This is a genomic window from Micromonospora sp. DT41 (genome assembly GCF_049841715.1).
Taxonomy (GTDB): Bacteria; Actinomycetota; Actinomycetes; order Mycobacteriales; family Micromonosporaceae; genus Micromonospora; species Micromonospora profundi.
In genome coordinates, this window is record NZ_JBNCKU010000001.1 from 247,326 (window position 1) to 272,991 (window position 25,666).

Consider the following 25,666-nt stretch of genomic DNA (forward strand, 5'->3'; position numbering starts at 1 on the left):
CACGAGGTGCGGCCAGGACGATATCCGGTTACGCCGTCGGCGAACGTTCCGGCACGATGCACGAGTGAGCGATCGGAAGATCATCGAGGACGGGTTGCTGCTGCGGCCCTGGCAGGAGGCGGACGCCGACGCGGTGCACCGCGCATGCCAGGACCGCGACATCCAGCGCTGGACCACTGTGCCGCGGCCGTACCGGCGGGAGCACGCGCGCAGCTTCGTCACGGAACTCAGCGGACGGGCCTGGGCGGAGGGCACCGGGGCGCCGTTCGCGGTCTGCGACCCGACCAGCGGGGAACTGCTCGGCTCCTGCGGGCTGATCTCCATCGACGGCAACGGCACCGGCGAGGTCGGCTACTGGACGGCACCCTGGGCGCGCGGGCGGAACGTGATGGTCCGTGCCACCCGGGCGCTGGCCCGCTGGTCGTTCGGGACGCTCGGCCTGCGCCGGCTGATCTGGCAGGCCGAGGTGGGCAACCACGCCTCCCGGCTTGTCGCGCTCCGCGCCGGATTCCGGATCGACGGCCGGCTGCGGCTGGCCGGGTCGGCATCGGACGGCGGCGGCCCGGAGGGCTGGATCGGCACGCTGCTGCCCGGCGAGGTGCCCGAGCCGGGGTCCACCGGACCGGCCGGCCCCGGCACCCTTGTCGCCCGCCGGGCCGCCGTGTTCGGCCGCCCGCAGCCGACCCTCTTCGCCACGGCCGGGGCCGGTGAGCTGCGGCTGCGGCCGATGGAGGAGCAGGACCTGGACGCCGTGGTGCTCACCTGCCGGGACCCGGAGACCATTCGCTGGACCACGGTCCCGGACCCGTACCAGCGCGCCGACGCACAGGGCTATCAAGGTTTCGGCCAGGCCGCCTGGGCTCGGGGGGACGCCGCCTGTTTCGTCATCGCCGACCCCGACGACAGGTACGTCGGCTCGCTCGACCTTCGCCTCTCCCCCGCTGATCCGCTGCTCGCCGACGTGGGCTTCATGACCGCCCCGGCGGCCCGTGGCCGGGGTTACCTGCCGGCCGCGCTGCTCGCGCTCAGCGCCTGGGGGTTCACCACGCTGGGCCTGGCGCGGATCGAGTGGAAGGCGAACGTGGGCAACAACGCCTCCCGCCGGGCCGCCGAGAAGGCGGGCTTCGGGTTCGAGGGGATCGCCCGTGGCGGAGTGTCGCACCGGGGTGAACGGGTCGACGCCTGGGTGGGCGCGCTGCTCGCCGAGGACCTGGCGTGACAGGAGAGAAGGTCGTCGAGGCGTACGGGCTGCGGCTGCGGCAGTTCCGGGCCGACGACATCGCGGACGTGGTCGACGGCTGCGCGGACCCGCTCAGCCAGCGGTTCGTCACGAGCCTGCCGGCGCCGTACACCGAGGTCGACGCCCGTTGGTGGATCGAGGCGGGCGCGCCCGCGGCCTGGACCGGTGGCGGCACCGCGTACGCCATCGCGGACCCGGCCACCGACCGGCTGCTCGGCGGGGTCGGCCTGAACTATCCGGTGCCCGACCGTGGCCAGGTCGAGATCGGCTACTGGGTACGGCCGTCGGCGCGCGGGCGCGGGGTGGCCACTGCCGCCACCCGCGCGTTGAGCGAGCACGCGTTCGCCGCCGGAGCGATCCGGCTGGAACTGCTGACCGAGCCGGAGAATGCGCCCAGCCAGCGGGTCGCGCTGGCCGCCGGCTACCGGTACGAGGGCCTGCGTCGGTCCGCCGGCCGGTCCCGGGACGGCGGTCGGCACGACCTGCTGGCATGGGTACGCCTCGCCGAGGACCCGCCCGGCCCGACTGCCCGCCTGCTGCCCGACCTGCCCGACGGTGTGCTCACCGATCAGGTGGTGGCGCTGCGCCGGCTCGGGCCGGACGACGCGGAGCTGATGTACCGGCTGCACAGCCGGCCGGAGGTGGTGGCGAACCAGGCGCCGCCGGTGCCGCCGGCGCGGGAGTCGATCGAGCGGCGCTGCGCGACGGCGGAGAGCGCCTGGCTGACCGGCGACATCGCCCGGCTGCTGATCACCGACGTGGCCACCGGGGAGCCGGCGGGCAGTTGCGGGCTGTCGTATTCGGACGTGGGCAGCGGTGAGGGGTCGATCGGCTACGCGCTGCTGCCGGGCTGGCGTGGCCGGGGGTACGCCACGCGGGCGGTGCGGCTGCTCGCCGGTTGGGCGTTCGGGCGGGCCGGCATGGCGCGGCTGACCGCCGGCACGGTGCCGGAGAACACCGCCTCGCACCGGGTGTTGGAGCGGGTCGGGTTCCAGCGCGAGGCACTGCAACGGGGTCGTCTGCCCGGACTGGCCGGCACCCGTCTGGACGACCTGACCTGCGCGCTGCTGCCGGACGAGCTGCGCTGACTGATCATGGAGTTGTGGTGGGGAAACACGCCCACCACAACTCCATGATCATTGCTGGTTACTGGTCGGTGGCGAGGGAGATGATGCCGTAGTCGTAGGCGTGCCGTCGGTAGACGACGCTGGGGCGGCCGGATTCCTTGTCCTGGAACAGGTAGAAGTCGTGGCCGACAAGTTCCATCTCGAACAGCGCGTCGTCGATAGTCATCGGCTCCGCCGGGTGCACCTTCTCCCGGGCGATGTGCCACGGCTGCTGGTCGTCGTGCTCCTCCTCGACCCGCTCGACGACGGCGGTGCCGGCACGGGCACCGTCACCCGGCGCGCTCAGCGGGGCGGCCACCAGGTCCGCGACCGGCAGGCCTGCGGTGGCGGCGGCGACAGAGATCGGCGCGTGCCGACCCCGGTGTACGCGGCGGCGGTCGGCCGCGCGGCGCAGGCGGGTGTCGAGCTTCGCGATGGCGGCGTCGAGCGCGCTGTAGAAGTCGTTCGTGCAGGCCTCGGCCCGGATCACCGGGCCTCGCGAAACGCAGGTGATCTCCACCCGCTGGCAGTGGTCGGCCTGGCGCGGATTGCGCTCGTGGAACAGCTCGACATCGATGCGAATAAGTTTATGGTCGTAGCGTTCGACCTTTGCGAGTTTCTCGGCTACGTGCACCCGGTAATGGTCCGGCACTTCGACGTTGCGGCCCTTGACCACGATGTCCATGCGACCTCCCTTGATTTCGGCCGTCTTCGATCCGGTTTCCCGGTCGCACGCCGTGGGGAGACCCGCTGGCGTCGACCGGTCAATACGGCTACGCCTCCTCTCACCGCCGGGGGCGGGATGGACCGACCTTCCTACCCCCGACAACGAAACGCTAACTCTTGTTTGCCCGGCAGTCACCCCATGTTGCCAACACCACCAAGGAATTTCCGCAGCCCATACACCAACAGGTGAAACGGAAACACTGTCGGTTACAAATGGTGTCTTTTCTCGGTCGCGGCGAGCACCGCGGCGACAGTGGGCGCCCACCCGGCCGTCGCCAACACCCGGGCCGCCGCGGCGAGGGTGACACCTGTGGTGACGATGTCGTCGAGCAACACCACGACGGGTACGTCGCCAGGCATGCCGCCGCGCGCCACCCCGGCCCGGGGACGGAACGCCGCCTCGGCCGCCGCCGCCCGGCCCGCGCTGTCAAGCGTCACCGAGTCGGGCCGGGGCATCGCGCGCAGCGGCCGGTGCACCCGTACCGGCCAGCCACAGTGACTCAGCCGCGCCGCGCAGTGCCGGGCCAACCGGTCCAGGTGGTCGCCAAAGCGGGCCCGGGCCGCCGCCGCGGTGTCCGGAACCGGCACCAGCGCAATCGGCCGGACCTCGCCGACCGCAGCCGCGACCACCTCGGCGAGTAGCGCGCCGAGCGGGCGGGCCAGCCCGTGCCGGCCGTGTTCCTTGTACGCCAGCAAAGCCTCGCGCAGCGGGCCGGCGTACGGGCCGAGGGCTGCGCAGGGCGGCAGGCCGGGCGGGGCGGGAGTCGGCCGCACCGACCGGGGGCGCAGGGCGGCCAGAGCCGTCACGCAGGCGGGGCAGACCCCGTGCCGCATTCCCGGGTGGCGCTCCCGGCAACCCGCGCAGTCGGCGGGCAGGACCAGGTCGGCGAGGTCCGCCCAGAGCCCGCGCACGGCGTCAGTAGAGGAAGAACGGGGCGGACGGGTTGCTCGGGCGTACGCCGGCCGGCGGCGCGACGATGTCGCGCACACGGTCGGGCTCGATCCGCTCGAACGGGCTGCTGCGGTAGGCCACCTTGTTCGCCTCGTACATGTACGCCCCGCTGGGCACGCGCACACTGCGGTTCGTGGGGTACGCCGCCAGGTGGGTGACCTTGGCGCCAACGTCGGTACGCAGCGGGGTCTGCACGGCGCCGTCCACGCTGATCTCGTAGATCGCCGGCTGGCCCGCCGACCCGGCCACCACCAGCCGATCCTCCCCGATCCAGTCCACCGCCGTCAGGCCGCTCAGCGAGGTCACCAGCGCCCGAGGCGGACCGATGGACACGCTGCTGCCCGCACCGTCCAGGTTGACCGCCGCCACATAGAGCCGACCCTCGGCGATCAACGCGATCCGCTGCCCGTCCAGCGCGGCGGCCACGGCGGTCACCCCGGCCGAGGGCAGGTTGAGCGGCACCTCGAACATTCGGGCGGCCTCGTCGAAGCGGTAGAGGCGGCCGTCGGCCACCACAAGGCCCTGCGCGGAGCGGGAGTCGACAGTGCGCAGCCAGACCGGGCGGCTGATCGAGGCGTACTCCGTGGCGCTGCGGTTGACGATCTCCACCGGCACGGCGCCGGCGCCCACCGCGAGCCGCTGCCGGTCCTTGCCGCCTGTCACCACCATCGCGGCGAGGATCCGGTTGTTGGCGGCCCGGGCGAGGCCTGCGGAGACGACGTTGCGATTGACCCCGCCCGCCAACGGGACCTGGCCGCTGAGTTCGCCGACGAAGTCGAGCGGACGGATGGCGCCCTCGTAGACGCCGAACCGCTGCGGGCCCTCCGTCACCGGGTAGAGCGGCTGGGCGATCCGGCGGTCGCTCAGGTTCTGCACGGGCTGGGAGTTGTTACGGATCTTCAACTCCAACTCGCCCGGCAGGTCGCCAAGCGACCAGGCGAGCTGGGTGATCAGTTGGTCGACCCGGTTCTGGTCGTCACCGGACATGTCCAGGTTGACCTCCCAGCGGCCGTTCGCGCCGGTGGCATTGTTGATCAATTCGGTGCCGTCGGGCAGCCCGACGACGCCCTGGCGCAGCCATTCCGACGGGCCGCCGACCAGCCACTTCACCACCTCGTTGACCCGGCGCTCGTCGGGCACCGCCAGTGGCAGGTAGCGCTGGTCGGGCACCAGCCGGGTGCGGTCGGAACTCCAGAAGTAGATCGACTCGTCCTGGTAGTACTGCTGGAGCGCCACGTCGCTGAGCAGCAGGACGTTCGGCGGATCCAGGACGTACAGGCCGGCGCGCTCGTCACTGTCGGTGCCGCCGAGCGCCGCGCTGCGCAGCCGGAACTCGTACTCCGTCTCGGTCGCCACCGGCGGCGCCAGGGTGCCGTTGGTCCGGAGTACGCCGATCTGCTGCACGGCGATCTTGACGGTGGTGGTCGAGTCGCTGTTGAGGGTGAAGACCGACTCCCCCAGCCGGACCACTGTCAGCGCGACCTCGCTGCCCTTCTTCACCTGGAGGCGGGACTTGTGCTCGGGGGCGAGAAACTGCGTGACACGTTCGTAGGCCCGGTCCGGCTCGCCCGCGGCAGCGGACAGGAAGTTACGCACGAACGCCTCGTTGTCGCTGCCGCTCGCCGTACGCGAGGGCGGCTCGCTGCGCCGACCGTTCACCGACCCGGCCTCGGTCGCGGTGCCAGCCTTGCCGTCCACCCGCACGTCGGACTCCGTCGGGATGCCGCACCCGGCGCTGAGCATCAGCGCCGCGCTGAACGCGCCGAGCAGCGGCCGGACCCTCACGACCGCACCTCAGCCGGCTGCTCGTCCCCAGCAGGCACCGGGCCGACAGTCAGCACTCCGCCCGTGCCGGCCTCGATGGCCAGCGGACCGCCGTCGCGAGGACCACCGAACGGCAATGCCGCGTCGGCGGGCACCAGGCGCAGCGGTGAAGTCGTCAGCCGGTCACCGGCACGGGCCGGCAGCGTGAGCCGGAACTGGGCGCCCTGCCCGGGCGCGCCCCACGCCTCCAGCCAACCGCCGTGCAGGCGGGCGTCCTCCAGGCTGATCGACAGGCCCAGCCCGGTGCCTCCGGTCTGCCGGGCCCGGGACGGGTCCGCCCGCCAGAACCGGTTGAACACCAGCTTCTCCTCGCCCAGCTTCAGCCCCACCCCATGATCACGTACGGTGATCGCCACTGCGGTGTCGTCGATGCCCAGGGTGATCAGCACCGGCCGGGCCTCACCGTGCTCGACGGCATTGCCGACCAGGTTGCGCAACACCCGCTCGACGCGGCGCGGGTCGACCTCGGCGATCACCGGGGTGCCCGGCAGATCCAGCTCGATGGGTACGCCCACCCGCTCGGCCAGACCGGCCAGCCGATCGACCACCCGGTGCACCACAGGCACCAGGTCGGTGGGTTCGGCGTCCAGCATGGCGAAACCCGCGTCGAACCGGCTGATCTCCAGCAGGTCGGTGAGCAGCTCCTCGAAGCGGTCCAGCTCGGCCTGGAGCAGCTCGGCGCTGCGGGCCACCGCCGGGTCGAACTCGTCGCGCTCGGCGAAAATCAGGTCGGCGGCCATCCGGACCGTGGTCAACGGGGTACGCAGCTCGTGCGACACGTCGGAGGTGAACCGGCGCTGCAATCGCGACATCTCCTCCAGGCGCAGGATCTGCCGTTGCAGGTTTGTCGCCATCTGGTTGAACGAGGCGGCGAGCAGGGCGAGGTCGTCCTCGCCGTTGACCACCATCCGCTGGTCGAGCAGGCCTGCGGAGAGCCGCTGGGCGGTACGCGCGGCGACCCGGACCGGGTTGACCACCAGCCGGGTGACGAGCGCGGCGAGCAGCCCGAGCAGGACCACCAGGGCGATGCCGGTGCCGACGACTGTGGCTCGCGCGTCGGCAGCGGTGGCGTCCTGCCGGGTCAGCGGCACGAGGTAGTAGAGCTCGATCTGGCCGAAGCGGGTCGGCACCGGCGAGCCGTACACAAGGTATTTGGTCGGTTCGCCGGTGAGCCGCCCGGTGCGGATCTGGCTTGCCACCTGGCCGCTGGCGACCGCGGCCCGCAACTCGTCGCTGATCAGCGGCTGGACGTTCGCCGCCGGCGCGGTGCGGGTCTGGATGATTGTCGGGTAGTCGGCGGCGGTGATGGCCACCACCACCCCGCTGGTCTGCTGTGGGTCGCCGCCGGCCAGGTAGTTGACGGTGTTGTCGATCGTCTCCTGGAGCTGCGCCTCCTGGGGCTGGCCATAGAGGGAGACCTGCCTGGCGGCATAGCTGGCGCCACTGTTCACCCGCTGCCGGACGTCGGTGCGGGCGTTGTCGAGCAGGATCGTGGTGATCTTGTCAGCGATCAGGTACGCGAAACCGCCGACCAGCAGGCTGGACGCGACGAGCGTGATGGTCACCACCCGCACCTGGAGTGAGCGGCGCCAGGTCTGGTGCACCCGGGCCGCCAACCGGCCGACCCGGCCACTCAACTCATGCCACAGGACCCGGCCAGCGTGGGGCCGGGGGGAATCCGTGGTCTGCGGGGGCGGGGAGGTCGACACAGTGTGACCAGGCTATCCGGTCCCCGCCTTGTAGCCCACGCCCCGCACGGTGAGGATGATTTCCGGCCGCTCCGGGTCCGGCTCGATCTTGGCCCGCAGCCGCTGGACGTGCACGTTGACCAGCCGGGTGTCGGCCGCGTGCCGGTAGCCCCACACCTGTTCCAACAGCACCTCGCGGGTGAAGACCTGACGCGGCTTTCGGGCGAGTGCGACAAGCAGGTCGAACTCCAGCGGAGTCAGCTTCACCTCCTCGTCGTTGCGGCTGACCGTGTGGGCGGGCACGTCGATGGTGATCTGGTTGCCGGGCGGCCCGATGGTAAGCATCTCCGGCGCCACGTCCTCGCCCCGACGCAGCCGGGCCCGCATCCGGGCCACCAGCTCCTTGGGCTTGAACGGCTTCACCACGTAGTCGTCGGCGCCGGACTCCAGGCCGAGGACCACATCCACGGTGTCGCTCTTGGCGGTCAGCATGACGATCGGCACGCCCGACTCGGCCCGGATCGACCGCGCCACGTCGATACCACTCATTCCGGGCAACATCAGGTCGAGAAGGACGATGTCGGGTCGACTGTCGCGAAACGCCGCCAATGCCCGCTCTCCGTCGGCCACGAACGATGGCAGGAAACCCTCGCTGCGCAGCACGATGCCGAGCATCTCGGCGAGCGCGGGGTCGTCGTCGACCACCAGTACCCGGGCTCTCATGGGATTAATATTGCATCCCCGTTCAGATCGGTGGGACCGGCGTCACCCGGCACGGATGGTGCCGCCGACGCATACACACCGCGATCCCGCGGCGGCGGCGCCACGGGATTCGGGGCCGGCACCCGGATGAATCCCGGTCCGGCTGCCACCATGATCCCCCGTGAACACCGTCCAGCGCCACCGCTGTTCCCGGCCGGTCGGCGCTGTCGCGATCCGGACGCTGTTCTGGTCGCCGGACAACCGGATGACGGTTGCCTCCGGCCGACTGTGGGAGGATCCCGCCGTGAAGGCTTTCCTGCCGTGGCTGGCGGTGCTGGCCGTGGTGCTGCTGCTCAGCGCGCTACGCCAGCGGGCGCTCGCCACCGCCGTGTCGCTCGGCTGGCTGGCCTGGTGCGTCTGGACCTGGTTCCGCCCCACCCGCCGCAACTCCAGGCCCGGCTGATCGAGTACGGAAACGACGAACCGGGCCGGCTGCCAGTGGCAGCCGACCCGAACCTGGTGTCGATCAGTAGCGGTAGTGGTCCGGCTTGAACGGGCCCTCCTGGGAGACACCCAGGTACGCGGCCTGCTCCTTGGTCAGCGTGCTCAGCTTGGCGCCGAGCGCGCCCAGGTGCAGACGGGCCACCTTCTCGTCCAGGTGCTTGGGCAGCACGTAGACGCCGATCGGGTAGTCGTCGGTCTTGGTGAACAGCTCGATCTGGGCGATCGTCTGGTTGGCGAACGAGTTCGACATGACGAAGCTCGGGTGGCCGGTGGCGTTGCCCAGGTTGAGCAGGCGTCCCTCGGAGAGCACGATGATGGCGTGCCCGTCGGCGAACCGCCACAGGTCGACCTGCGGCTTGATGTTGATCCGCTCGACGTCGGAGCGCTTGGCCAGGCCGGCCATGTCGATCTCGTTGTCGAAGTGGCCGATGTTGCCGACGATGGCCTGGTGCTTCATCCGGGCCATGTGCTCGTTGGTGATGACGTCGAAGCAGCCGGTGGCGGTGATGAAGATGTCGGCCTGCTCGACAACGTCGTCCAGGGTCGCGACCTGGTAGCCGTCCATCGCCGCCTGGAGTGCGCAGATCGGGTCGACCTCGGTCACCACGACCCGGGCGCCCTGGCCACGCAGCGACTCGGCGCAGCCCTTGCCCACGTCGCCGTAACCCATGACGACTGCCATCTTGCCGCCGATCAGCACGTCGGTGGCCCGGTTGATGCCGTCGATGAGCGAGTGCCGGCAGCCGTACTTGTTGTCGAACTTGCTCTTGGTGACCGAGTCGTTGACGTTGATGGCCGGGAAGAGCAGAGTGCCGGCGCGGTGCATCTCGTAGAGCCGGTGCACGCCGGTGGTGGTCTCCTCGGTGACGCCCTTGATGCCGGACGCGATCCGGGTCCAGCGCTGGTTGTCCTCGCCCAGCGAACGGTGCAGCAGTTCGAGGATGACCGCGTACTCCTCGGAGTCGGCGGACTCGACCGGCGGCACGGCACCGGCCTTCTCGAACTCGGCGCCCTTGTGCACGAGCAGCGTGGCGTCGCCGCCGTCGTCGAGGATCATGTTCGGGCCCTGCCCGTCGGGCCAGGCGAGCACCTGCTCGGTGCACCACCAGTACTCCGGCAGCGTCTCGCCCTTCCAGGCGTACACCGGAACGCCGGCGGGGGCCTCGGGGGTGCCGTCGGGGCCGACGACGATCGCCGCGGCGGCGTGGTCCTGGGTGGAGAAGATGTTGCAGGACGCCCAGCGGACCTGCGCGCCGAGCGCGACAAGCGTCTCGATCAGGACGGCGGTCTGGATGGTCATGTGCAGCGAGCCGGTGATCCGTGCGCCGGCGAGCGGCTGCGCCTCGGCGAACTCCCGACGGATCGCCATCAGGCCGGGCATCTCGTGCTCGGCGAGCTGGATCTCCTTACGCCCGAACTCGGCGAGCGACAGATCCGCCACCTTGAAGTCGCCATCGGCGAGCGTGCTCGGCCGGGCCTCGGTCGGCGCGCCGCTGGCGGACGCCGGGAGGGTGCTGGTCATGAATGCTCCTGTCGAACGATGTCTACGCCGACCCTCCACCTTACGCGCGCCGGCGCCGGTCGCCCGGGGGACGGTCTGCGGACAGCGCACGGGGCGGTCGGTGATGGACAGACCTGCCGCCCACTTCCGCCCGCCCCGTGCATCCCCCCGGTTTGGTTCCCCGCACGTTGTCGGACCGTCGTCGCGATAACGCTGCGTACCCATAGAGTCACACTCCGGCTGGGCAGCGTCAAGCCATTCCGGAAAAGTCGGACTTGTGGCGAACGGCAGAGCTCAGCGCAGCCCCGACGTCGCCACGTACGCCTCACCCTCGCCACTGACCCGCAGCGGCTCCCCGGCCGCAGTGCCGATCGCCGCCTGGCCGGACACGAGCGTCACCGCACCCGCCCCGTCGTCCACCGTGACCGAGCCCGCACCGCACAGCACCACACGGGGACCGGGCAGCGGCAGCGTCACCTCCGGCACCGTGGCACCGACCCGTACCCGGTGCAGCGCGAAGTCGTCCACCGGCACCGGCCACCAGTCCACCCCGGGGCCCACCGGCTCGGGCGCGCGCACCGGGTCGTGGAGCACCTCGAACCGCAGCACGCGCAGCAACTCGTCGACGTCCACCCGCTTCGGGGTCAGGCCACCGCGCAGCACGTTGTCGCTGGCCGCCATGATCTCCACCCCGCAGCCGTTCAGGTAGGCGTGCAGGTTGCCGGCGGGCATCCAGATCGCCTCCCCCGGCACCAGGCGCAGGTGGTGCAGCAGCAGCGCCACGAGCACGCCCGGGTCACTCGGATAGGCCTCCGCAAGCCGGCGGGCCAGGTCGGCGTCCGGCCCGTCGACCGACGCCGCCAGCACCGAACGCAGCAGCCCGTCGCGCTCCGCGAGCGGCCAGCCGAGCAGCGTCCGCACCGCCGTGCGCAGACCCTCCGGCCCGGCACGCAACGCCTCGACCACAGGCGCCAACGCCGGTACGCCGAACGCAGCGAGCGCCTCGGCGGACTCCTCCGGGGGCCGGAAACCGCACAACGCCTCGAAGGGGGTGAGCGCCACCAGCAACTCCGGCTTGTGGTGCGGGTCGGAGTAGTTGCGCTCCCCCTCGGGACGGCCCGCCTCAGCCGCGAAGCCAACCCGGGCCTGCTCGGCGTCCGGGTGGGCTTGCAGGCTCAACGGGGCGTCGGCGGCGAGCACCTTGAGCAGGAACGGCAGCCGGGTGCCGAACCGGGCCGACACCCGCTGACCCAACCACCTGTCCGGCTCGTCACGTACCAGGTCGCACAGGCTCGCCCGCAGGCCGGCCCGCTCCACACTGGCCGGAGCACCCGGGTGGGCACCCAGCCACAGCTCCGCCTCCGGGCCGGTGCTCGGCACCGGCCGCCCCTGAAGCGTCGCGATGGCCGTGCGGGAACCCCAGGCGTAGTCGCGGATCGGTCCGTACAGCGGTTCCACCTGTCAGACCCCGGGTCGCCCGGCCGCCTCGCCCGACGCATCCTGCGACTGCGGTACGGCGGTGTCCGCGGCGGCGCCGGTGCCCGCCTCGGCGGCGGCCACGCTGTAGATGTCCGGCTCCAGGTAGATCACCCGGGCGATCGGCACCGCGACGCGGATCCGCGCCTCCACGGCGTTTATGCCGCGGGCCAGCTCGGGAGCGCTCTCCCAGGTCGGTACGCCGATCTTCGCAGCCACCATCAGCTCCTCCGGGCCGAGGTAGAGCGTCTTCATGTGGATGATCCGCTCCACCTCGGGGCCGTCGGTGATCGCCCGCTCGATGGCGACCACATCCTGCTGTTCGGCACCCTCACCGAGCAGCAGACTCTTGGTCTCGATGGCGAGCACGACGGCGATGACCACAAGCAGGATGCCGATCATCGCGGTGCCTGCCGCATCCCACCGACCGTTGCCGGTGATCAGCGTCATCGACACGCCGAAGAGCGCGAACACCAGACCGACAAGCGCGCCGAAGTCCTCCAGGAGCACCACCGGCAGCTCGGGCGCCTTGGAGCGCCTGATGAAACGCACCCAGGACTGCTTACCCCGGGTGAGGTTGGACTCCTTGATGGCCGTCCGGAAGGAGAACGATTCCATGAGGATGGCCGCCAGCAGCACGGTGACGGGCACCCACTGCCACGCCGTGATGCCGTGCGGATCCGCCCACTTGTGGTACGCCTCGTAGAGCGCGAACAGGCCACCGAGGCTGAACAGCACGATCGACACGATGAACGCGTAGATGTAGCGCTCCCGGCCGTACCCGAACGGGTGCTCCGGGGTGGCGGCCCGCCGGGCCCGCTTGCCGCCGAGCAGCAGCAGGCCCTGGTTGCCCGAGTCCGCGACCGAGTGGATCGACTCGGCGAGCATCGACGACGAGCCGGTCAACAGGAACGCGACGAACTTGGTGACGGCGATGCCGACGTTGGCCAGCAGGGCGGCGATGATCGCCTTCGTCCCGCCGTTCGCGCTCACGCCACCACTCCGCACCGCGTCGCGGCGGCGCGAGTCGCCCTACGTACGTTCACTGGTTCGACAGCTCCTTCATCTCGGTGATGGCCGGAACGGCCATCGGGTCAAGACCGTGTGCCAGAGCAAGATATATCGATGCGAAATCCGGTACGGCGATCAGTGACGCTAGTCGCTCCAACGCCGATCCGCCCTCGGCCGTCACCACGTCGCAGCGCACACCGCGGCGCTCCGCGAGGGTCTGCACCGCGTCGGCGCGTCGCTCCTCGACCGCGAGGGGCTCGTCGGTGTCGTCCTCGGCATTGAGCCCGCCGTCGCGCAGCAGCACCAGCCGCAGCCGGGTGCCATCGCCGTCGTCGTCCTCCGCCGGGTCGGCGAAGATGTCCCGCTCGCCCTCGGCCAGACCGCCGAAGACGCCGTCGAGCAGGCCGACCCGTCCCCGACCGGCCTCGCCGAGCGCCCCGGTGACCACCGGGTAGCGGGCGTTCGCCGACAGGGTGTCACCGAACCGGCGGGCCGCCACGGTAGCCAGTGGAGACGAACCCCAGACGATCGGGATCGAGCCCGCCAGGCCCAACGCCAGCGACTTCGCAGGGTTGACGAACGACTCCGCGGCCGAGCGGCAGCGGTCCGCGTCCGCGTCGAGCCGGGCCGCGGTCTCCGCCAGGTCCGCCTCGTTGACCTTCACCAGCCCGAGTGAGCGGGCGGCGAGCAGCACCGGCACCGTCAACGCCCAGAGACTCGCCCGCGCCGGAGCGCGCCGGGGCACCGGAATGAACGGCGCACGGGCCCGCTCGGCCACCGACTGCAACTGCGAATCCGGGGCACCCACCGCCACCAGCCGCGCGCCCCGCCGGTGCGCGGCCTCGGCCGCACCCAGCGCCTCCGGGCTGCGACCCGACGCGCTCACCGCGATCACCACGTCGGCGGCGCCCACCCAACCGGGTACGCCTGCGCTGCGGTGCCCGATGATCGGGACCGGGCAGCGTGGCCCGGCCACCGTGGCCAGCACGTCACCGGTCCGTCCGGCGGTGCCGATACCGGCGACGACGACGGCTCGTGGCCGCCCGTCGTCGGCAAGCACCGCGAGGTTCGCCTCGGCCGCCAACGCCGCGCTCTCCCGGACCTGGGCACCCGCCGACGCGGTGTGCCGCAGCATGCCGCCCGGGTCGTGTTCGGCGAGCGCGTCCGGGTTGTCGAGCAGGGCCTCGTCGGCGTCACGACGCCCACTGACCCCGGCCGTACCGTCGATCATGAGGGCTGCCCCGGACCGCCACGTGCCTCGTCGAGCAGCAGCACCGGTACGTCGTCGCGGACCTCGAAGATCCGGCCGCACTCCGTGCAGGTCAACGTCTGCGCCTCGGCATCGTAGGTGAGCGGGGCGTGGTGCGTGTCCGGGCAGGCGAGGATCTCAAGCAACTGCGGATCCAGGGCCATGGCTGGCTCCTTCCACGAGTGCGGGGTCACCGGCGGCGGTGCCGACCGGCGCAGGCGATCTTATCGGCGAACGCGGTCGAGCACGTCGTCCCGGAGCGAGACCATCCGCTCGCGGGTGGGCGCCTCGACATTGAGCCGCAGCAACGGCTCGGTGTTGGAGGCGCGCAGGTTGAACCAGGCGCCGTCGGGGAAACGCAACGTCAGACCGTCCATCTCGTCGGCCGTCGCCTCCGGGTACGCGGCACGGACCTCGGCCACCGCCGCGGCCTGGTCGGCCACCGTCGAGTTGATCTCGCCGGAGGCGATGTAGCGCTCGTACTCCCCGGCCAGTACGGACAGCGGCAACGGCTGCTCACCGAGCGCGGCCAAGGTGTGCATCGCGGCGAGCATCCCGGTGTCGGCGAACCAGAAGTCCCGGAAGTAGTAGTGCGCCGAGTGTTCGCCACCGAAGACGGCGTTGGTCCGTGCCATCTCCGCCTTGATGAAGGAGTGCCCCACCCTGGCGACCACCGGCTCACCGCCGTGCTCGCGGATGATCTCCGCGACGGCGCTGGACGTGATCAGACCGTGGATCACCGTGGACCCCGGGTGCTTGGCCAACTCGCGGGCAGCGACAAGAGCGGTGATCGCCGACGGCGAGACCGGCTCACCCCGCTCGTCCACCACGAAGCACCTGTCGGCGTCGCCGTCGAAGGCCAACCCGATGTCTGCCCGGTGCTCGACCACAGCCCGCTGGAGATCGACCAGGTTCGCCGGATCCAGCGGGTTCGCCTCGTGGTTGGGGAAGGTGCCGTCCAACTCGAAGTAGAGCGGCACGATCTCCAACGGCAGGGCCGACAGGGCGGCGTCGCCCAGCACAGTGGGAACGGTGAAGCCGCCCATCCCGTTGCCGGCGTCCACCACTACCTTCAACGGCCGGATCCCGGAAAGATCAACAAGCTTGCGCAGGTACGCGGCGTAGTCCGGGAGCAGGTCACGCCGTTCGGCCGGCCGGGTCGGCTCACCCACCGGACGCGACGAGCCCGAATCCAGCAGCGCCTGCGCCCGGTCCCGGATCTGCGCCAGCCCGCTGTCCTGGCCGATCGGCCGGGCACCGGAGCGGCACATCTTGATGCCGTTGTACTGCGCCGGGTTGTGACTGGCCGTGAACATCGCGCCAGGCAGGTCCAGGGAGCCGGAGGCGAAGTAGAGCAGGTCGGTGGACGCCAACCCGATCTCGATCACCGAGCGACCCTCGGCCCGGACCCCGGCGGCGAACGCGGCGGCCAACCCGGGCGAACTGGCCCGCATGTCGTACCCGACGACCACGGCGTCGCCCGGCTCGTCAGTGGTGTTGAGCAGCTGGGTGAACGCGGCACCGAGCGCCTCGGCGACCCTTTCGTCCCACTGGTCCGGCACCGTCCCTCGGACGTCGTACGCCTTCACGATCTGGGACAGATCCGACACGAGTTCCGCTCCTTGGCCGCAGGTTTCCAACGAAACCTGAGCGTATCGGAGCGGGCCGGTTCAGCCCCGCTCAGCCGGGGAGCCGAGGCATGAACACGGTGTGATCGCCCCCGTCCTCAGGTGGAGGCCTGTCGCCGGGGCGCGGCCCAACACCCGGAGCGCCTCCGGCACCCGGCATCGGCGGCGTCGCATCCGGCGTCGGCGCGGCAGGTCGGGCACCGTAGACCCCACCTGTGGCGGGCCGCGGCGACGGCACCGCGCCATAGCCGCCGGACGGCTGCTGCTGCCCGTACACAGCGCCTGGGTGACCCGGCGTGGGCGGCGCGCCGCCCCCGGACCGGTAGGTGGTGCCGCCGGGGTTGCCCGGCAGCGGAACCGGCTCGTCGGCCGGCGCCCGGTCCTGCCGCGAGCGACGGAACAGCAGTCCGATGAGCAGCAACCCGACCGCCACCATCGCGATACCGAAGAACATCACGAGCGAACCGCCACCTGACGACTCGGCAGCGGCCGCCACCGTGCTCGGGGTACCCGACTCGGCGGCCAGCGCCGCCGGCGTCACCGGATCGGCGGGCGTCGTCGCCTCGGTGGGGCTCGGGGTGGGCGACGGCTTCTTCGACGGGGCGGGCGACGCGGAAACGCGCGCGCCTGCCACCTTCGCCGTGTCGGACCCCCGACCCAGCTCCTGGCCCGCCGCGCTGACACCCACACCGGTCACAGCAAGCCGGCCGCCCGGAGCACCGGCGGCGAACGCAACCCGGTACCGCACGGTGATGCCCTTGCCCTTGCACAGGGTCGGCTTCGCCGGCGACGTCTGCGCTGTCGACACACTGCCGCCACCGCCGGAGACAGGCACCGGGAACCAACTCCCGCCCGCGTTGACCTGGACGGTCACCTGGCCTGGCTCAAGACCCTCAAGGCGCAGACCCAGGGCGGTACGCAGCAGAACGCACCCCTCGGAGCGCTTGCGCACCGCGACGTTCACCCCCTGCGCCGACCCCCCGGCGGCGAAGCTGCTGGCCGCCCCCACGCGGACCGAGTCGTCGGCAGCCAGCGCCGGCGTCGCGCCGAGCATCACCAGGCCGCCCACCAGACCACAGACCGTCGCGAACCGTGCCGCGCGTCGACGCACCGACATGATCACCTCACCGTTCCTCCCCGGGTAGGGTTCGCGGCCAGGCTACTACCGGGCCATCCTGACCACCGGTCATAGAGCGGCCCAGATGTGTGCGGCGTTACGGTTTACCGACCAGCAGCATCAACGTGCCACGCTGCCGGTTTGGCACTGCTCCGACCCTGCGGACATCGACGCCGCCGAGTGGGCCCGGGCGCGAGGCTGACCGACGCGCCCGGGCGCAGAGCGCGGCGCGGGCGCGCGCACGGCTCCCGCCTCGCGGCTCGCGCCTCGCGCCTCGCGGCTCGCGGCTCGCGCCTCGCGCAGAGTCCGCGGCGCGCGGCTTGATCCACTCGGGTTCCAGGAAATCGGGGTGTCCGGCGGCTTCGGATACCCCGGTTTCAAGGAAACCGAGTCGATCAAGCAGGCGGGCCAGCCGGGCCAGCGGATTTCTGCGGCTCGCCCTCGGCACTGTGTGAGGGCTACGCCGCAGCTGCTATGGAGGGGTCCGCACCGGGATCACCGGCCGCGCGGAGCTGCTCCTCGAACATCACGAACGTCCGCTGCCGGATTCCCCGGATCAACGCCTGCTCACGTGGCGTCTCGCGACGCGACTCAGCGTCTGCCAGGCTCTCGATCGAACGCACCGTCTCGTAGAGCGCGAAGATGGGGCCTTCCCCCTTGAGGTAGTGGGCTCGAAAAGCCTCGACCTCCTGCACGAAATCCTCCGCGTTACAGCGGAAGACATCCCCTCCGATATCGAAAATTATCTCGGTGAAGAGGTCGTTCTTCTCCTGCCAGCCACCGGTGTCGATGGATACCCGCCACACCCTGGCACCACCGTCGGGCGTCTCCACGATCTTCACCGGCGACTGGTGATAGAGGTAGTAGGACGGGAGCACCAAGCCTGGCATCTGGGTCATCAATTGTTTCCTTCGTAGGTCGATTGCAAAGCGTCCCAGAACAGCCGTTGCTCACGGCAGAGAATCCCGTCTGCGATCGCTGCCTCACGGCTCGTCATAGCCCGACCCTCGGCTCGGGCCACGGCATCCACATCACGGCGGACCTCATAGAGCGCATGCTCCCAGGCCGCAATCTCGTCGAGCGCAGCCAGGTGCAGGCGAAACTCGGCGAGGTGCCCGTTCCGCGTACGGAGTACGAGTTGCACATCCCGGTAGCCGCTGTCCTCGGGAGACAGGAACCGGTCCTTGTACCTGACGATCTCGACGTCAGGGTGGTCGCGGATCCGGCCGAGCGCGGCGTAGAGATCGTCGAGACACCGGAACTCGACCTTCGCCGCCGCCAGGTCGAGCAACTTCGACACATCGCCCTGATGCCTGTGCACCTTGTCTTCGGCCCTGCGCCGGTCCTTGGGCTGCGAACGCCAGCCCGGCTCCGCCACGCGACGGCCGTCGACATGGGCGAGGGACACCGCCAGCTGATTCAGATCGACCTGCGCCTCGGCTGCCGCGGAATAAAGATCGTCGAGGTAGCGCCTCCGATAGGCCGCATCACCGCGTCGGTCGTCGTCGAATGCTGCCTGCGCGACCGGTCCCCGACGCACCTCGACGCTGGCGCTGATCCTCAACTGTTCGTCCGTGAGGGGTGTCGGCGCTGGTTGTGGCACTTTGCGGCGGGACGCGGTCTGCCCTGCCGCCTCCTGCCGGGCGACATCGTCGAGCACGTCGGCGAGCACGTCGATGGCCTGCTGGTGACCGGCCAGGTGATAGAGCGTCAGTGGGCGGGCGGTCAGCGAGCTCGCGAGTTCGGGTGTGGACAGGATGATCCGCGCCAGGTCCGGTTGCCGTACCAGCTGTCGGGCCAGGTGTTCGGCCAGATCCGGCTCGTTCGCGGGCGGCTCTCTCCGCGCCTGGTCGAGCATGTCGCGGACCCGGTCGTCGGCGAACAGTCGCACCACATCCCGGGCAGATGCCTCGTCCAGTTCCGGTACCAGCCGGCGCAGCGTGGGTGGGTCGATCTCCGTGGCGAACTCGAGCGGACTCACTCCGGCCGCGAAGATGTCTTCGAGGCTGCCCGCCGCGGCGATGGCCCGGGCCGGGCCGCCGGTCGAAGGATCGTCCCCGGCACGTCCAAAACTGGCAACGGCGTCCTGCGGGAACGGGCCTGAGCCGGGGCCGTCCAGGAGCAGGTACATGCGGTTGATGTAGGGGTCGCCGTGGCTGCCGTTGTCGTACGCCGGTGGGTGGTTCGGCAGGTCGGGGCGTTCGCTGAACCGGCCCCGGGGCAGGCCGCCGAGCGGCATCGGCTGGCCGTCTCCACTCAGCACGAGCGCGTCGATGCCGATCACGTCTGGGTAGAGCGGCCGGTCCCGGATGGCACCGGTCTGCGGGTCGAGGTAGAGGATCGTGCCGTTCTGGTTGAGCGCCACCCAGGCGTGCGAGCCACCGCTGGCCCATTCGGTCACCAGGAACGCGTAGCTACCGTGGCCGCCCAGCAGCAGTTGGTCACGCAGATTGACGTACGCCCGATCGGCGACCTGTCGCGCCTGCCCGGGGTTCAAGCGCTGGCCGGGCGGCGGGGCGAGAACCTGCTGGAAGCGTCCACCGGTCACGTCTTCGACCCGGCCCGGACCGCCAGCCTCCCCGCGGATCGGGCGTCGGATGTCGCCGTCGAGGTAGCCGTCGAAGGTCCGTGGCGCCGACACCCGGGGCCGCCCGTGCACCCACGTCTCGAACAGCGAAAGGGTGCAGTCCAGGCAGTTGATGCCCCGTGTGGCGTCGGCGCGAGGTCCGCCGTCGTTCAGCAGACGGAACCAGCCGCCCCGGCGGGGGTCGGCGGTACGGATGACGGTGCCATCCCGCTCACGGGGCATCTGCCGTTCGACGTCGACCTGGTGCAGTGCCAGCGGAGGACGTAGCCCTCCGGGCTGCCCGTACGGCCGGGAGTCGTCGATCGGCGGGGGCACGTCATCGCCGGTGAGCGCGGACCTGCCGGTGGTCTCCACCGCGCCGAGGGTCAGCGAGCCGACATCCTTGTTGGCCTGGTGGAACGCGCCGTCGGTGAGGTCCACGACCTCGGGCGCCCGAGCGCCGGCCAGCACCGCCTCGGCCAGGTCACGACATTCGGCGTACGCGCGGGCCTCGTCGTTGGCGGCCCGCTGCCAGCCGTCGGACCACTGCCGATGACCGGTCTGGTGCAACTGTCGGGCGTAGGTGGCGTACTCGATGGCCCTGCGGTCGTGTTCCGCGGCCCGGAGGCGAAGTCGGCCGGCCTCGGCCTGTCGACGGGTGTTCTCGAACGCGGCCCGCTGTGACTCGTAGTACCTCTGGTAGCGCCGTCGTTCGGCGGCTTCCGCCTCGGCTGTCCATCGGGCGGCGTACCAGTCGTGGCTCTCCCGCGCGGGCACCGGCGGATCGCCGAACGCCGCCACGTCGGCGCGGACCGACGCCCGGCCACGGGCCGGATGGGCGGCCGGCGCGAGGACCCACGGGGCATTTGCCGGGGCGGGCTGGGCCGCCGGGCCAGTGACCGTGCTGCGTCCCGCCGCAACCACGCCGTGGGCGAAGGCACCGTTCGGCGCCCCGACCGCCGGGCCGGTGACCGGGGACGGCGACACCACCGGGCCGAAGGGCTGCGGGGCGGCAACCGACGGGGGGACAACCGGCGCGGCAGGAGCCGGCGAGGTGACGGCAGCTTGGGTGAACGGCGGCCCCAGGGTGCCCGTCGCGGCGGGCGCGCCGGCCGACGAGGGCAATACGGTCGGGGCGTTGCCGCCCGAGGCGAGCGCTCCCTGGGTAGCGGTGTGCGACTGGCCGGTCGGGCTGCCCTGAAGCGTGGCGTCCACGGCCACCGACGAAAGCTGCGGATCCGAGCCAACCAAACCGGCCGAACCAGCCGGACCGGCTGAATCGACCAGACCGGCCGAGCCAACCGGAGCGGCCGAGCCGGCCGAGGAGAGCGTGGGGTCGGCCGCGATCGGACGCTCGGGAGCGGCCGGACCGCCCTGGGCAGGCACGACCGCCTCGGACGGCAGCACCGCTGACCCGTCCTCCACCACAGAGGGAACGCCCGTTGTGGACGCTGACGGCCGGCTGGGGTCCGACGAGCTGGGCTGCGGCAGGTCGGCGCCGTCGGCGGTCGAGTACGTCGACGGCTCGGCAAGCAGCGGCGTCGCATAATCGAGCGCCGCCGACGCCGGTGGGCCCGCAACGCCCACCCCCGCCTGCACGGAAACGCCCGCCGCAGCGGTGACCGGGAAGTCGGGCGGCAGGGAGGGGCCGGTGAAGGACGCGCCGGCCAAGGCATCGGACTGTGCCTGGACTCGCGCCTGCAACGCGTGGTCGACCTGCCCGGTCACCGAGCCGGTGACTCCGGACGCGGCGGCCCGTACCGCGTCCTCTGCCGAAATCGGGCCCTGCCCGGTGGCGATGCTCGCGGCGGTCTCGGCGAACATCTCGCCGGTCATCTCCCGACCCAGGTGCTCGCCGACCCGCGCCACGCGGCCGTTCGCGTGCCGACCCAATCCGGCCACTGGCGCCACCACGCCACCGGCGAGACCGCCGACTGCCGATGTGCTCAGGTCGGCCAGGTCGATGCCGTGCGCCCGGCCTGTCGAGTTCTGGTACGCCTGGGTGGCGAGGCTGATCCCGGCCTCCTCGGCCGCCTCCTCCAGCCCTTCCCGGGTGGCGCGCTTGGCGAACCCGCGTACGCCGCCCTTGGCGACCTCCTTGGCCGCGCGCTCGCCGGCCTCCTTGAGCCCGTGTTTGAGGGATTTGCTGGCCAGCTGGCCCAACAGTCGTTTGCAGATCTGTTGGATCAGCAGTCGGGTGGCGGTGACAGCCGCTCCGGCGGCTGGGGACGCGGCACCGGCGGTGAGCACCGCCACCACGGCCACTGTGAGCAGTTCGACGACGAGGATGCCCAGTTCGATCCAGACCTCGAGTTTGGCGCCCTCGATGTCGCAGCCGCACTCCTCGACGAGGCGGCCCAGGTCGGTGCTTACCGCGAGCAGCACGGGCAGTGGCGCGTTGTCGCCCTCGGCGAGCCCTCGCCAGGCTGCCTGGAAAGCGGCATCGACGGCACCGACACCGCCGTACCCGCTGCGGACCTCGGCGGCTGCCTCGGCGGCGTCGGTGCGCGGGCCGGCGAGGACGGACGCGACCGCGTACCACCTGTCGGCGACGTCCCAGACGGCCCGCTCGTCGCCCTCCGGCCACTGCACGCCGATCACCCAGTCGAGGGTCTCGTAGATCCAGCCGGGAACGTCCCAGGGCGCGTAGTCGAGCGGGTGCGGGATCGGGCTCGGCAGCACGCTCATCCGGATCGACCCACAGTCAGCGCTTGTCGGCGGCCCGGTCGAGCCGGGTAGCGCTGGCGCGGTCGGTCCGCATGCTCGCGTCGACCGCGCGGACCACGTCGGAGCCCAGCTCGGTGAGCCGGTGCCCGACGCCCGCCCAGGCCCGCAGCACGGTCTGCTCGATCCCCCGGTAGTTCCGCTCGAACGCGGCTCCGATGTCGTCGCGGCCCCATGGGCGGTCGCCGCTGGCGGTTTCGATCTCGCCGCCCTCCGCCGCCCGGCGGGCGGTCACCGCCGCGCCGGACGAGGCCAGGTCGGCCCCGCCTCGTCGCGCGCGGGCCGGGTCGAGCCACAGTTGCCCGTCGGTCATGCCGACCCCTCACCGCGGCCGAACACCGCGTCGGCGCGGCCGAGCAATGCGCCGAAATCCCCGGTACGCAGGAAGTCCACCGAGCCGGAGCCGGCAGGTACGGTCTCGGCGACGACGTCACGGGTGGCGGCAGCGGCGGCGGACGCGGCGGCACTGACCGTCTCGGTGATCTTTCGGCTCAGCGCTGTGGCGTCCCGGTCGCGGTAGATGGCCGGGGCCAGGTCGAGCGAGACCAACTCGCCCCGCGCGCCGACCGTCGCGGTCACCATCCCGTCGCTGGACCGCCGGGTCACCCGCAGCTCGGCGAGCCGGGCAGCCAGATGGTCCAGATTGGAGCGGAGCTGCTGGTACTGCCCGTACACGTCATCGAATCGGGCTCGTAGCTCGCGATTGGCGTCCCGGTCCACGCGTTCGCTCACCGCCGCCCCTCCCGTCACCGTCGGTAGAGCGAGACGATACCGGCTGCCATCGATCCGTGTGGTCCGGTAGTTTCGATGCGTGATCGACCGACAACAGGCCGAGCAGCTCGCGGCCACCTGGGCCCGCCGCGACTCGCAGCGGCTCGGCCACGAGTGCACGGCCATGGTCGACGAGTTCGACCTCGGCTACGTCATCACGTCAGTCGTGCCCACCGAGGTGCGGGCGATCCCCGGCGACCTGCCTGCGACAGTCATCGACAAGCAGACCGGCACGGTCACCACCTGGCCCCGGGTGCCGAGCGATGTGGTGGCGGAGATGTACCGCCGCAGCCAACCCACGGGCCCCGCCGCTCCGCGCACTGTTGACCCGTCGAGCCTGCTGCCCCGCGAGATCCACCGGGTCCCCACCCCGAACACCGTGGCGCATCTGACCATCGACGGTCGCATCTGGACGGCGCAGGGCGTCAAGGGCGACGTACCGCTGAACCATCACCCGCTGGTCCGCTCGTACCTGGACGCGCAGCCTCCCGGCGAGCTGGTCCGTGGCGTCGAGGCACATGCCGAGCTGATAGTGGTCTCCGACGTCCTGCACGAGTACGACCACCGACGAGCCGCCGAGGGCATCGCACCGATGGGTCGTGGCGAGGCGGCGGCGCTGCTGGACGGCGCGCGGTTCGAGGTCTTCCGGATCCGTGAACCGGGCGACCCGGCGGGTGGCCCCGCCGACCGGCCCTGCGATTCGTGCCTCGCCTTCCTGGTACGCGCGAACGTGTTGCCGGATTCGGCACGGGGTTACATCGAAGCCTGGCAGGCGCCGGCGGCACCGGACCCTGATCCGGGGCGCTTCCCGCCGGAGGTCGCCAACGCGCTCGTCGCCGCCGGGTGGGGCCCGCACATCGGGGACCAGATCATGGCCGCCGCCGCTGTCCGGGACATCACCGCCGTGCCGGGACACGAGGTCTTTCCCGCCGCCGTGGAGGCGATCACCACATTTCCCAGCCTGGTCGGTGCTCGACGCGGCCGGGGCGAGCAGGTGTGGATCTCCCGCTTCGACATCCGTCCGCACACGATGGCGCACACCGCCGACACCCTCGCCGATTTCGGTCGGGTGCTCGGCGTACGCCTGTTTCCGCTCGGCACCGAGCAGCAGGACAGCATCCTGGCGGTCGACGAGCGCGGCCGGGTCTTCGCTCTGGACCAGGCCGGCGAGTGGTTTCTCGGCGACACCATCGACGCCGCGTTCACCACACTGCTGCTCGGCCGTGCGCCCGCCCGGGTCCGCGACGACGGCACCTGGCAGGCCGACTGACGCGCGAGGCGGCCAGCCGCACGAGGTGACCCGTGGTCGACGGAAACAGTCGCAACAGGCCTTGTCTGCCGCGGATTCAGTAGCGAAGATGGCAGGCAGATTGCGATAACCGCCGTAGACCGCACCCGGCCCCCTCGGAGAGTCCCGCCATGAGTGACCAGCAGCAGCTGCGCAACTTCGTCAACGGCTCCTACGTCGAACCGGCCGATGGCGGGTACGCCGACCTGATCGACCCGTGCACCGGTGAGGTGTTCGCCCAGGCACCCGCCTCCGGTGCCGCCGACGTGGACGCGGCGATGACCGCCGCCGCCACCGCCTTCGAAAGCTGGCGGGAGGTCACCCCGGCCGAGCGGCAGCGGGCGATGCTCAAGCTCGCCGACGCCGTGGAGGCCCGCGCGGCCGAACTTGTCAACGCCGAGGTCCGCAACACCGGCAAGCCGCGCCAGCTCACCGCCGACGAGGAATTGCCGCCCGCGGTGGACCAGTTCCGTTTCTTCGCCGGGGCGGCCCGGCTGCTGGAGGGTCGGTCCGCCGGCGAGTACATGGCGGGGCACACCTCGTACGTGCGGCGCGAGCCGATCGGCGTGTGCGCCCAGGTCACGCCCTGGAACTACCCGCTGATGATGGCGGTCTGGAAGATCGCCCCGGCGCTCGCCGCCGGCAACACGGTGGTCCTCAAGCCGTCGGACACCACGCCTGTGTCGACGCTGCTGCTCGCCGAGATCGCCGCCGAGTTCTTTCCGCCGGGGGTGTTCAACGTGGTCTGCGGCGACCGGGACACCGGTCGTACTCTCGTGTCGCACCCGACCCCGCAGCTGGTGTCGATCACCGGCTCGACCCGCGCGGGCATGGAGGTCGCCGCCGCGGCGGCGCCCGACCTGAAGCGGACCCACCTGGAGCTGGGCGGCAAGGCCCCGGTGGTGATCTTCGACGACGCTGATGTGGCGGCGGCGGCCGAGGCCATCGCGATGGGCGGCTACTTCAACGCCGGGCAGGACTGCACGGCCGCGACCCGGGTGCTGGCCGGGCCGGGCATCCACGACGACTTCGTGGCGGCGCTCACCGAGCAGGCCCGCAACACCAGGACCGGCGCCCCGGACGACGCCGACGTGCTCTACGGCCCGCTGAACAACGCCAACCAGCTCGCCCGGGTCAGCGGCTTCGTCGACCGGTTGCCGGACCACGCGGCGATCCAGACCGGCGGGTCCCAGCAGGGCGAGCGCGGCTACTTCTACGCGCCGACAGTCGTCTCGGGGTTGCGCCAGGCCGACGAGATCATCCAGGACGAGGTGTTCGGGCCGGTCATCACCGTGCAGCGCTTCTCCGACGAGGACGAGGCGGTGCGCTGGGCCAACGGCGTCGACTACGGCCTGTCGGCGTCGGTGTGGACCCGCGACCACGGCCGGGCGATGCGGATGACCCGACGGCTGGACTTCGGCTGCGTCTGGGTGAACACGCACATCCCGTTCGTCTCGGAGATGCCGCACGGCGGCTTCAAGCACTCCGGGCACGGAAAGGACCTCTCGGTCTACAGCCTGGAGGACTACACCCGGATCAAGCACGTCATGCACAACATCGAGGGCTGAACCGTGAGCGCGAGGAGTGAGCCGG

General features: G+C 71.4%; 21 protein-coding genes. 5 read left to right on the forward strand and 16 right to left on the reverse strand.

The features are described 5' to 3' along the window. Positions 1-64 precede the first annotated feature (64 nt). Positions 65-1,219, forward strand: a complete 1,155-nt coding sequence (locus tag ACLQ23_RS01090; protein ID WP_355597365.1) for a GNAT family N-acetyltransferase — start codon at positions 65-67, stop codon at positions 1,217-1,219. Then, positions 1,216-2,328, forward strand: a complete 1,113-nt coding sequence (locus ACLQ23_RS01095; RefSeq protein WP_355597363.1) for a GNAT family N-acetyltransferase — start codon at positions 1,216-1,218, stop codon at positions 2,326-2,328. The genes ACLQ23_RS01090 and ACLQ23_RS01095 overlap by 4 nt, the downstream gene beginning before the upstream one ends. A gap of 58 nt (positions 2,329-2,386) precedes the next feature. On the opposite strand, the gene hpf is transcribed toward ACLQ23_RS01095, so the two are convergent. From hpf to mtrA, 5 genes are all read right to left on the reverse strand, one after another. Beyond that, entirely contained in the window at positions 2,387-3,031 is a 645-nt protein-coding gene (gene hpf, locus ACLQ23_RS01100) for a ribosome hibernation-promoting factor, HPF/YfiA family (protein WP_355597361.1), read from the reverse strand. Positions 3,032-3,279: 248 nt separating this feature from the next. After that, positions 3,280-3,984, reverse strand: coding sequence for a ComF family protein (locus ACLQ23_RS01105; protein ID WP_355597359.1), 705 nt, complete (start codon positions 3,982-3,984; stop codon positions 3,280-3,282). A gap of 4 nt (positions 3,985-3,988) precedes the next feature. Next, entirely contained in the window at positions 3,989-5,767 is a 1,779-nt protein-coding gene (locus tag ACLQ23_RS01110) for an LpqB family beta-propeller domain-containing protein (RefSeq protein WP_355597375.1), read from the reverse strand. A 38-nt stretch (positions 5,768-5,805) separates the two neighbouring features. After that, positions 5,806-7,557 (reverse strand): MtrAB system histidine kinase MtrB, encoded by a 1,752-nt coding sequence (gene mtrB / locus ACLQ23_RS01115; protein WP_425734738.1) that lies wholly within the window; start codon positions 7,555-7,557, stop codon positions 5,806-5,808. Positions 7,558-7,569: 12 nt separating this feature from the next. Further along, positions 7,570-8,259: an MtrAB system response regulator MtrA gene (gene mtrA / locus ACLQ23_RS01120; RefSeq protein WP_007455837.1), complete on the reverse strand. Its 690-nt coding sequence runs from the start codon at positions 8,257-8,259 to the stop codon at positions 7,570-7,572. A 160-nt stretch (positions 8,260-8,419) separates the two neighbouring features. Between mtrA and ACLQ23_RS01125 the strand changes: the two genes are divergently transcribed. Further along, positions 8,420-8,701: a hypothetical protein gene (locus ACLQ23_RS01125; RefSeq protein ID WP_425880241.1), complete on the forward strand. Its 282-nt coding sequence runs from the start codon at positions 8,420-8,422 to the stop codon at positions 8,699-8,701. Between the two features lie 63 nt (positions 8,702-8,764). On the opposite strand, the gene ahcY is transcribed toward ACLQ23_RS01125, so the two are convergent. From ahcY to ACLQ23_RS01180, 11 genes are all read right to left on the reverse strand, one after another. Continuing rightward, the gene (ahcY, locus tag ACLQ23_RS01130) at positions 8,765-10,264 is read right to left on the reverse strand and encodes an adenosylhomocysteinase (protein ID WP_355597353.1); all 1,500 of its coding nucleotides are present in this window, start codon (positions 10,262-10,264) and stop codon (positions 8,765-8,767) included. Positions 10,265-10,537: 273 nt separating this feature from the next. Continuing rightward, positions 10,538-11,701 (reverse strand): mannose-6-phosphate isomerase, class I, encoded by a 1,164-nt coding sequence (gene manA / locus ACLQ23_RS01135; RefSeq protein ID WP_355597351.1) that lies wholly within the window; start codon positions 11,699-11,701, stop codon positions 10,538-10,540. 3 nt (positions 11,702-11,704) lie between these two features. After that, positions 11,705-12,712: a cation diffusion facilitator family transporter gene (locus ACLQ23_RS01140; protein ID WP_355597349.1), complete on the reverse strand. Its 1,008-nt coding sequence runs from the start codon at positions 12,710-12,712 to the stop codon at positions 11,705-11,707. 49 nt (positions 12,713-12,761) lie between these two features. Continuing rightward, the gene (locus ACLQ23_RS01145) at positions 12,762-13,961 is read right to left on the reverse strand and encodes an SIS domain-containing protein (protein WP_355597347.1); all 1,200 of its coding nucleotides are present in this window, start codon (positions 13,959-13,961) and stop codon (positions 12,762-12,764) included. Continuing rightward, complete coding sequence (locus ACLQ23_RS01150; RefSeq protein WP_030490836.1) at positions 13,958-14,143, reverse strand: Trm112 family protein; 186 nt, start codon at positions 14,141-14,143, stop codon at positions 13,958-13,960. The genes ACLQ23_RS01145 and ACLQ23_RS01150 overlap by 4 nt, the downstream gene beginning before the upstream one ends. Before the next feature lie 60 nt (positions 14,144-14,203). Continuing rightward, positions 14,204-15,589, reverse strand: coding sequence for a phosphomannomutase/phosphoglucomutase (locus ACLQ23_RS01155; protein ID WP_355597345.1), 1,386 nt, complete (start codon positions 15,587-15,589; stop codon positions 14,204-14,206). Positions 15,590-15,659: 70 nt separating this feature from the next. Beyond that, complete coding sequence (locus tag ACLQ23_RS01160) at positions 15,660-16,724, reverse strand: hypothetical protein (protein ID WP_425734773.1); 1,065 nt, start codon at positions 16,722-16,724, stop codon at positions 15,660-15,662. Positions 16,725-17,182: 458 nt separating this feature from the next. Further along, positions 17,183-17,623: a hypothetical protein gene (locus tag ACLQ23_RS01165; RefSeq protein WP_425734737.1), complete on the reverse strand. Its 441-nt coding sequence runs from the start codon at positions 17,621-17,623 to the stop codon at positions 17,183-17,185. Then, on the reverse strand, positions 17,623-21,978 hold the full coding sequence (locus tag ACLQ23_RS01170) for a toxin glutamine deamidase domain-containing protein (protein ID WP_425880242.1): 4,356 nt from the start codon (positions 21,976-21,978) through the stop codon (positions 17,623-17,625). The genes ACLQ23_RS01165 and ACLQ23_RS01170 overlap by 1 nt, the downstream gene beginning before the upstream one ends. Before the next feature lie 16 nt (positions 21,979-21,994). Further along, positions 21,995-22,327 (reverse strand): hypothetical protein, encoded by a 333-nt coding sequence (locus tag ACLQ23_RS01175; protein WP_355597337.1) that lies wholly within the window; start codon positions 22,325-22,327, stop codon positions 21,995-21,997. Next, positions 22,324-22,746: a YbaB/EbfC family nucleoid-associated protein gene (locus tag ACLQ23_RS01180; protein ID WP_355597335.1), complete on the reverse strand. Its 423-nt coding sequence runs from the start codon at positions 22,744-22,746 to the stop codon at positions 22,324-22,326. Before ACLQ23_RS01180 ends, ACLQ23_RS01175 begins: the two co-directional genes overlap by 4 nt. A 79-nt stretch (positions 22,747-22,825) precedes the next feature. On the opposite strand from ACLQ23_RS01180, the gene ACLQ23_RS01185 reads away from it, so the two are divergent. After that, on the forward strand, positions 22,826-24,055 hold the full coding sequence (locus ACLQ23_RS01185) for an SUKH-3 domain-containing protein (RefSeq protein ID WP_355597333.1): 1,230 nt from the start codon (positions 22,826-22,828) through the stop codon (positions 24,053-24,055). 149 nt (positions 24,056-24,204) lie between these two features. Then, positions 24,205-25,641: a gamma-aminobutyraldehyde dehydrogenase gene (locus ACLQ23_RS01190; protein WP_425880243.1), complete on the forward strand. Its 1,437-nt coding sequence runs from the start codon at positions 24,205-24,207 to the stop codon at positions 25,639-25,641. Positions 25,642-25,666 lie beyond the last annotated feature (25 nt).

Bases quoted from the DNA above. Each gene is read 5' to 3' on its own strand.
- ACLQ23_RS01165 (WP_425734737.1), bottom strand. From the start codon at position 17,623: ATGACCCAGATGCCAGGCTTGGTGCTCCCGTCCTACTACCTCTATCAC.
- ACLQ23_RS01170 (WP_425880242.1), bottom strand. From the start codon at position 21,978: ATGAGCGTGCTGCCGAGCCCGATCCCGCACCCGCTCGACTACGCGCCC.
- ACLQ23_RS01145 (WP_355597347.1), bottom strand. From the start codon at position 13,961: ATGATCGACGGTACGGCCGGGGTCAGTGGGCGTCGTGACGCCGACGAG.
- ACLQ23_RS01190 (WP_425880243.1), top strand. From the start codon at position 24,205: ATGAGTGACCAGCAGCAGCTGCGCAACTTCGTCAACGGCTCCTACGTC.
- hpf (WP_355597361.1), bottom strand. From the start codon at position 3,031: ATGGACATCGTGGTCAAGGGCCGCAACGTCGAAGTGCCGGACCATTAC.
- ahcY (WP_355597353.1), bottom strand. From the start codon at position 10,264: ATGACCAGCACCCTCCCGGCGTCCGCCAGCGGCGCGCCGACCGAGGCC.
- ACLQ23_RS01110 (WP_355597375.1), bottom strand. From the start codon at position 5,767: ATGCTCAGCGCCGGGTGCGGCATCCCGACGGAGTCCGACGTGCGGGTG.
- ACLQ23_RS01175 (WP_355597337.1), bottom strand. From the start codon at position 22,327: ATGACCGACGGGCAACTGTGGCTCGACCCGGCCCGCGCGCGACGAGGC.
- ACLQ23_RS01160 (WP_425734773.1), bottom strand. From the start codon at position 16,724: ATGTCGGTGCGTCGACGCGCGGCACGGTTCGCGACGGTCTGTGGTCTG.
- ACLQ23_RS01150 (WP_030490836.1), bottom strand. From the start codon at position 14,143: ATGGCCCTGGATCCGCAGTTGCTTGAGATCCTCGCCTGCCCGGACACG.
- mtrA (WP_007455837.1), bottom strand. From the start codon at position 8,259: ATGAGAGCCCGGGTACTGGTGGTCGACGACGACCCCGCGCTCGCCGAG.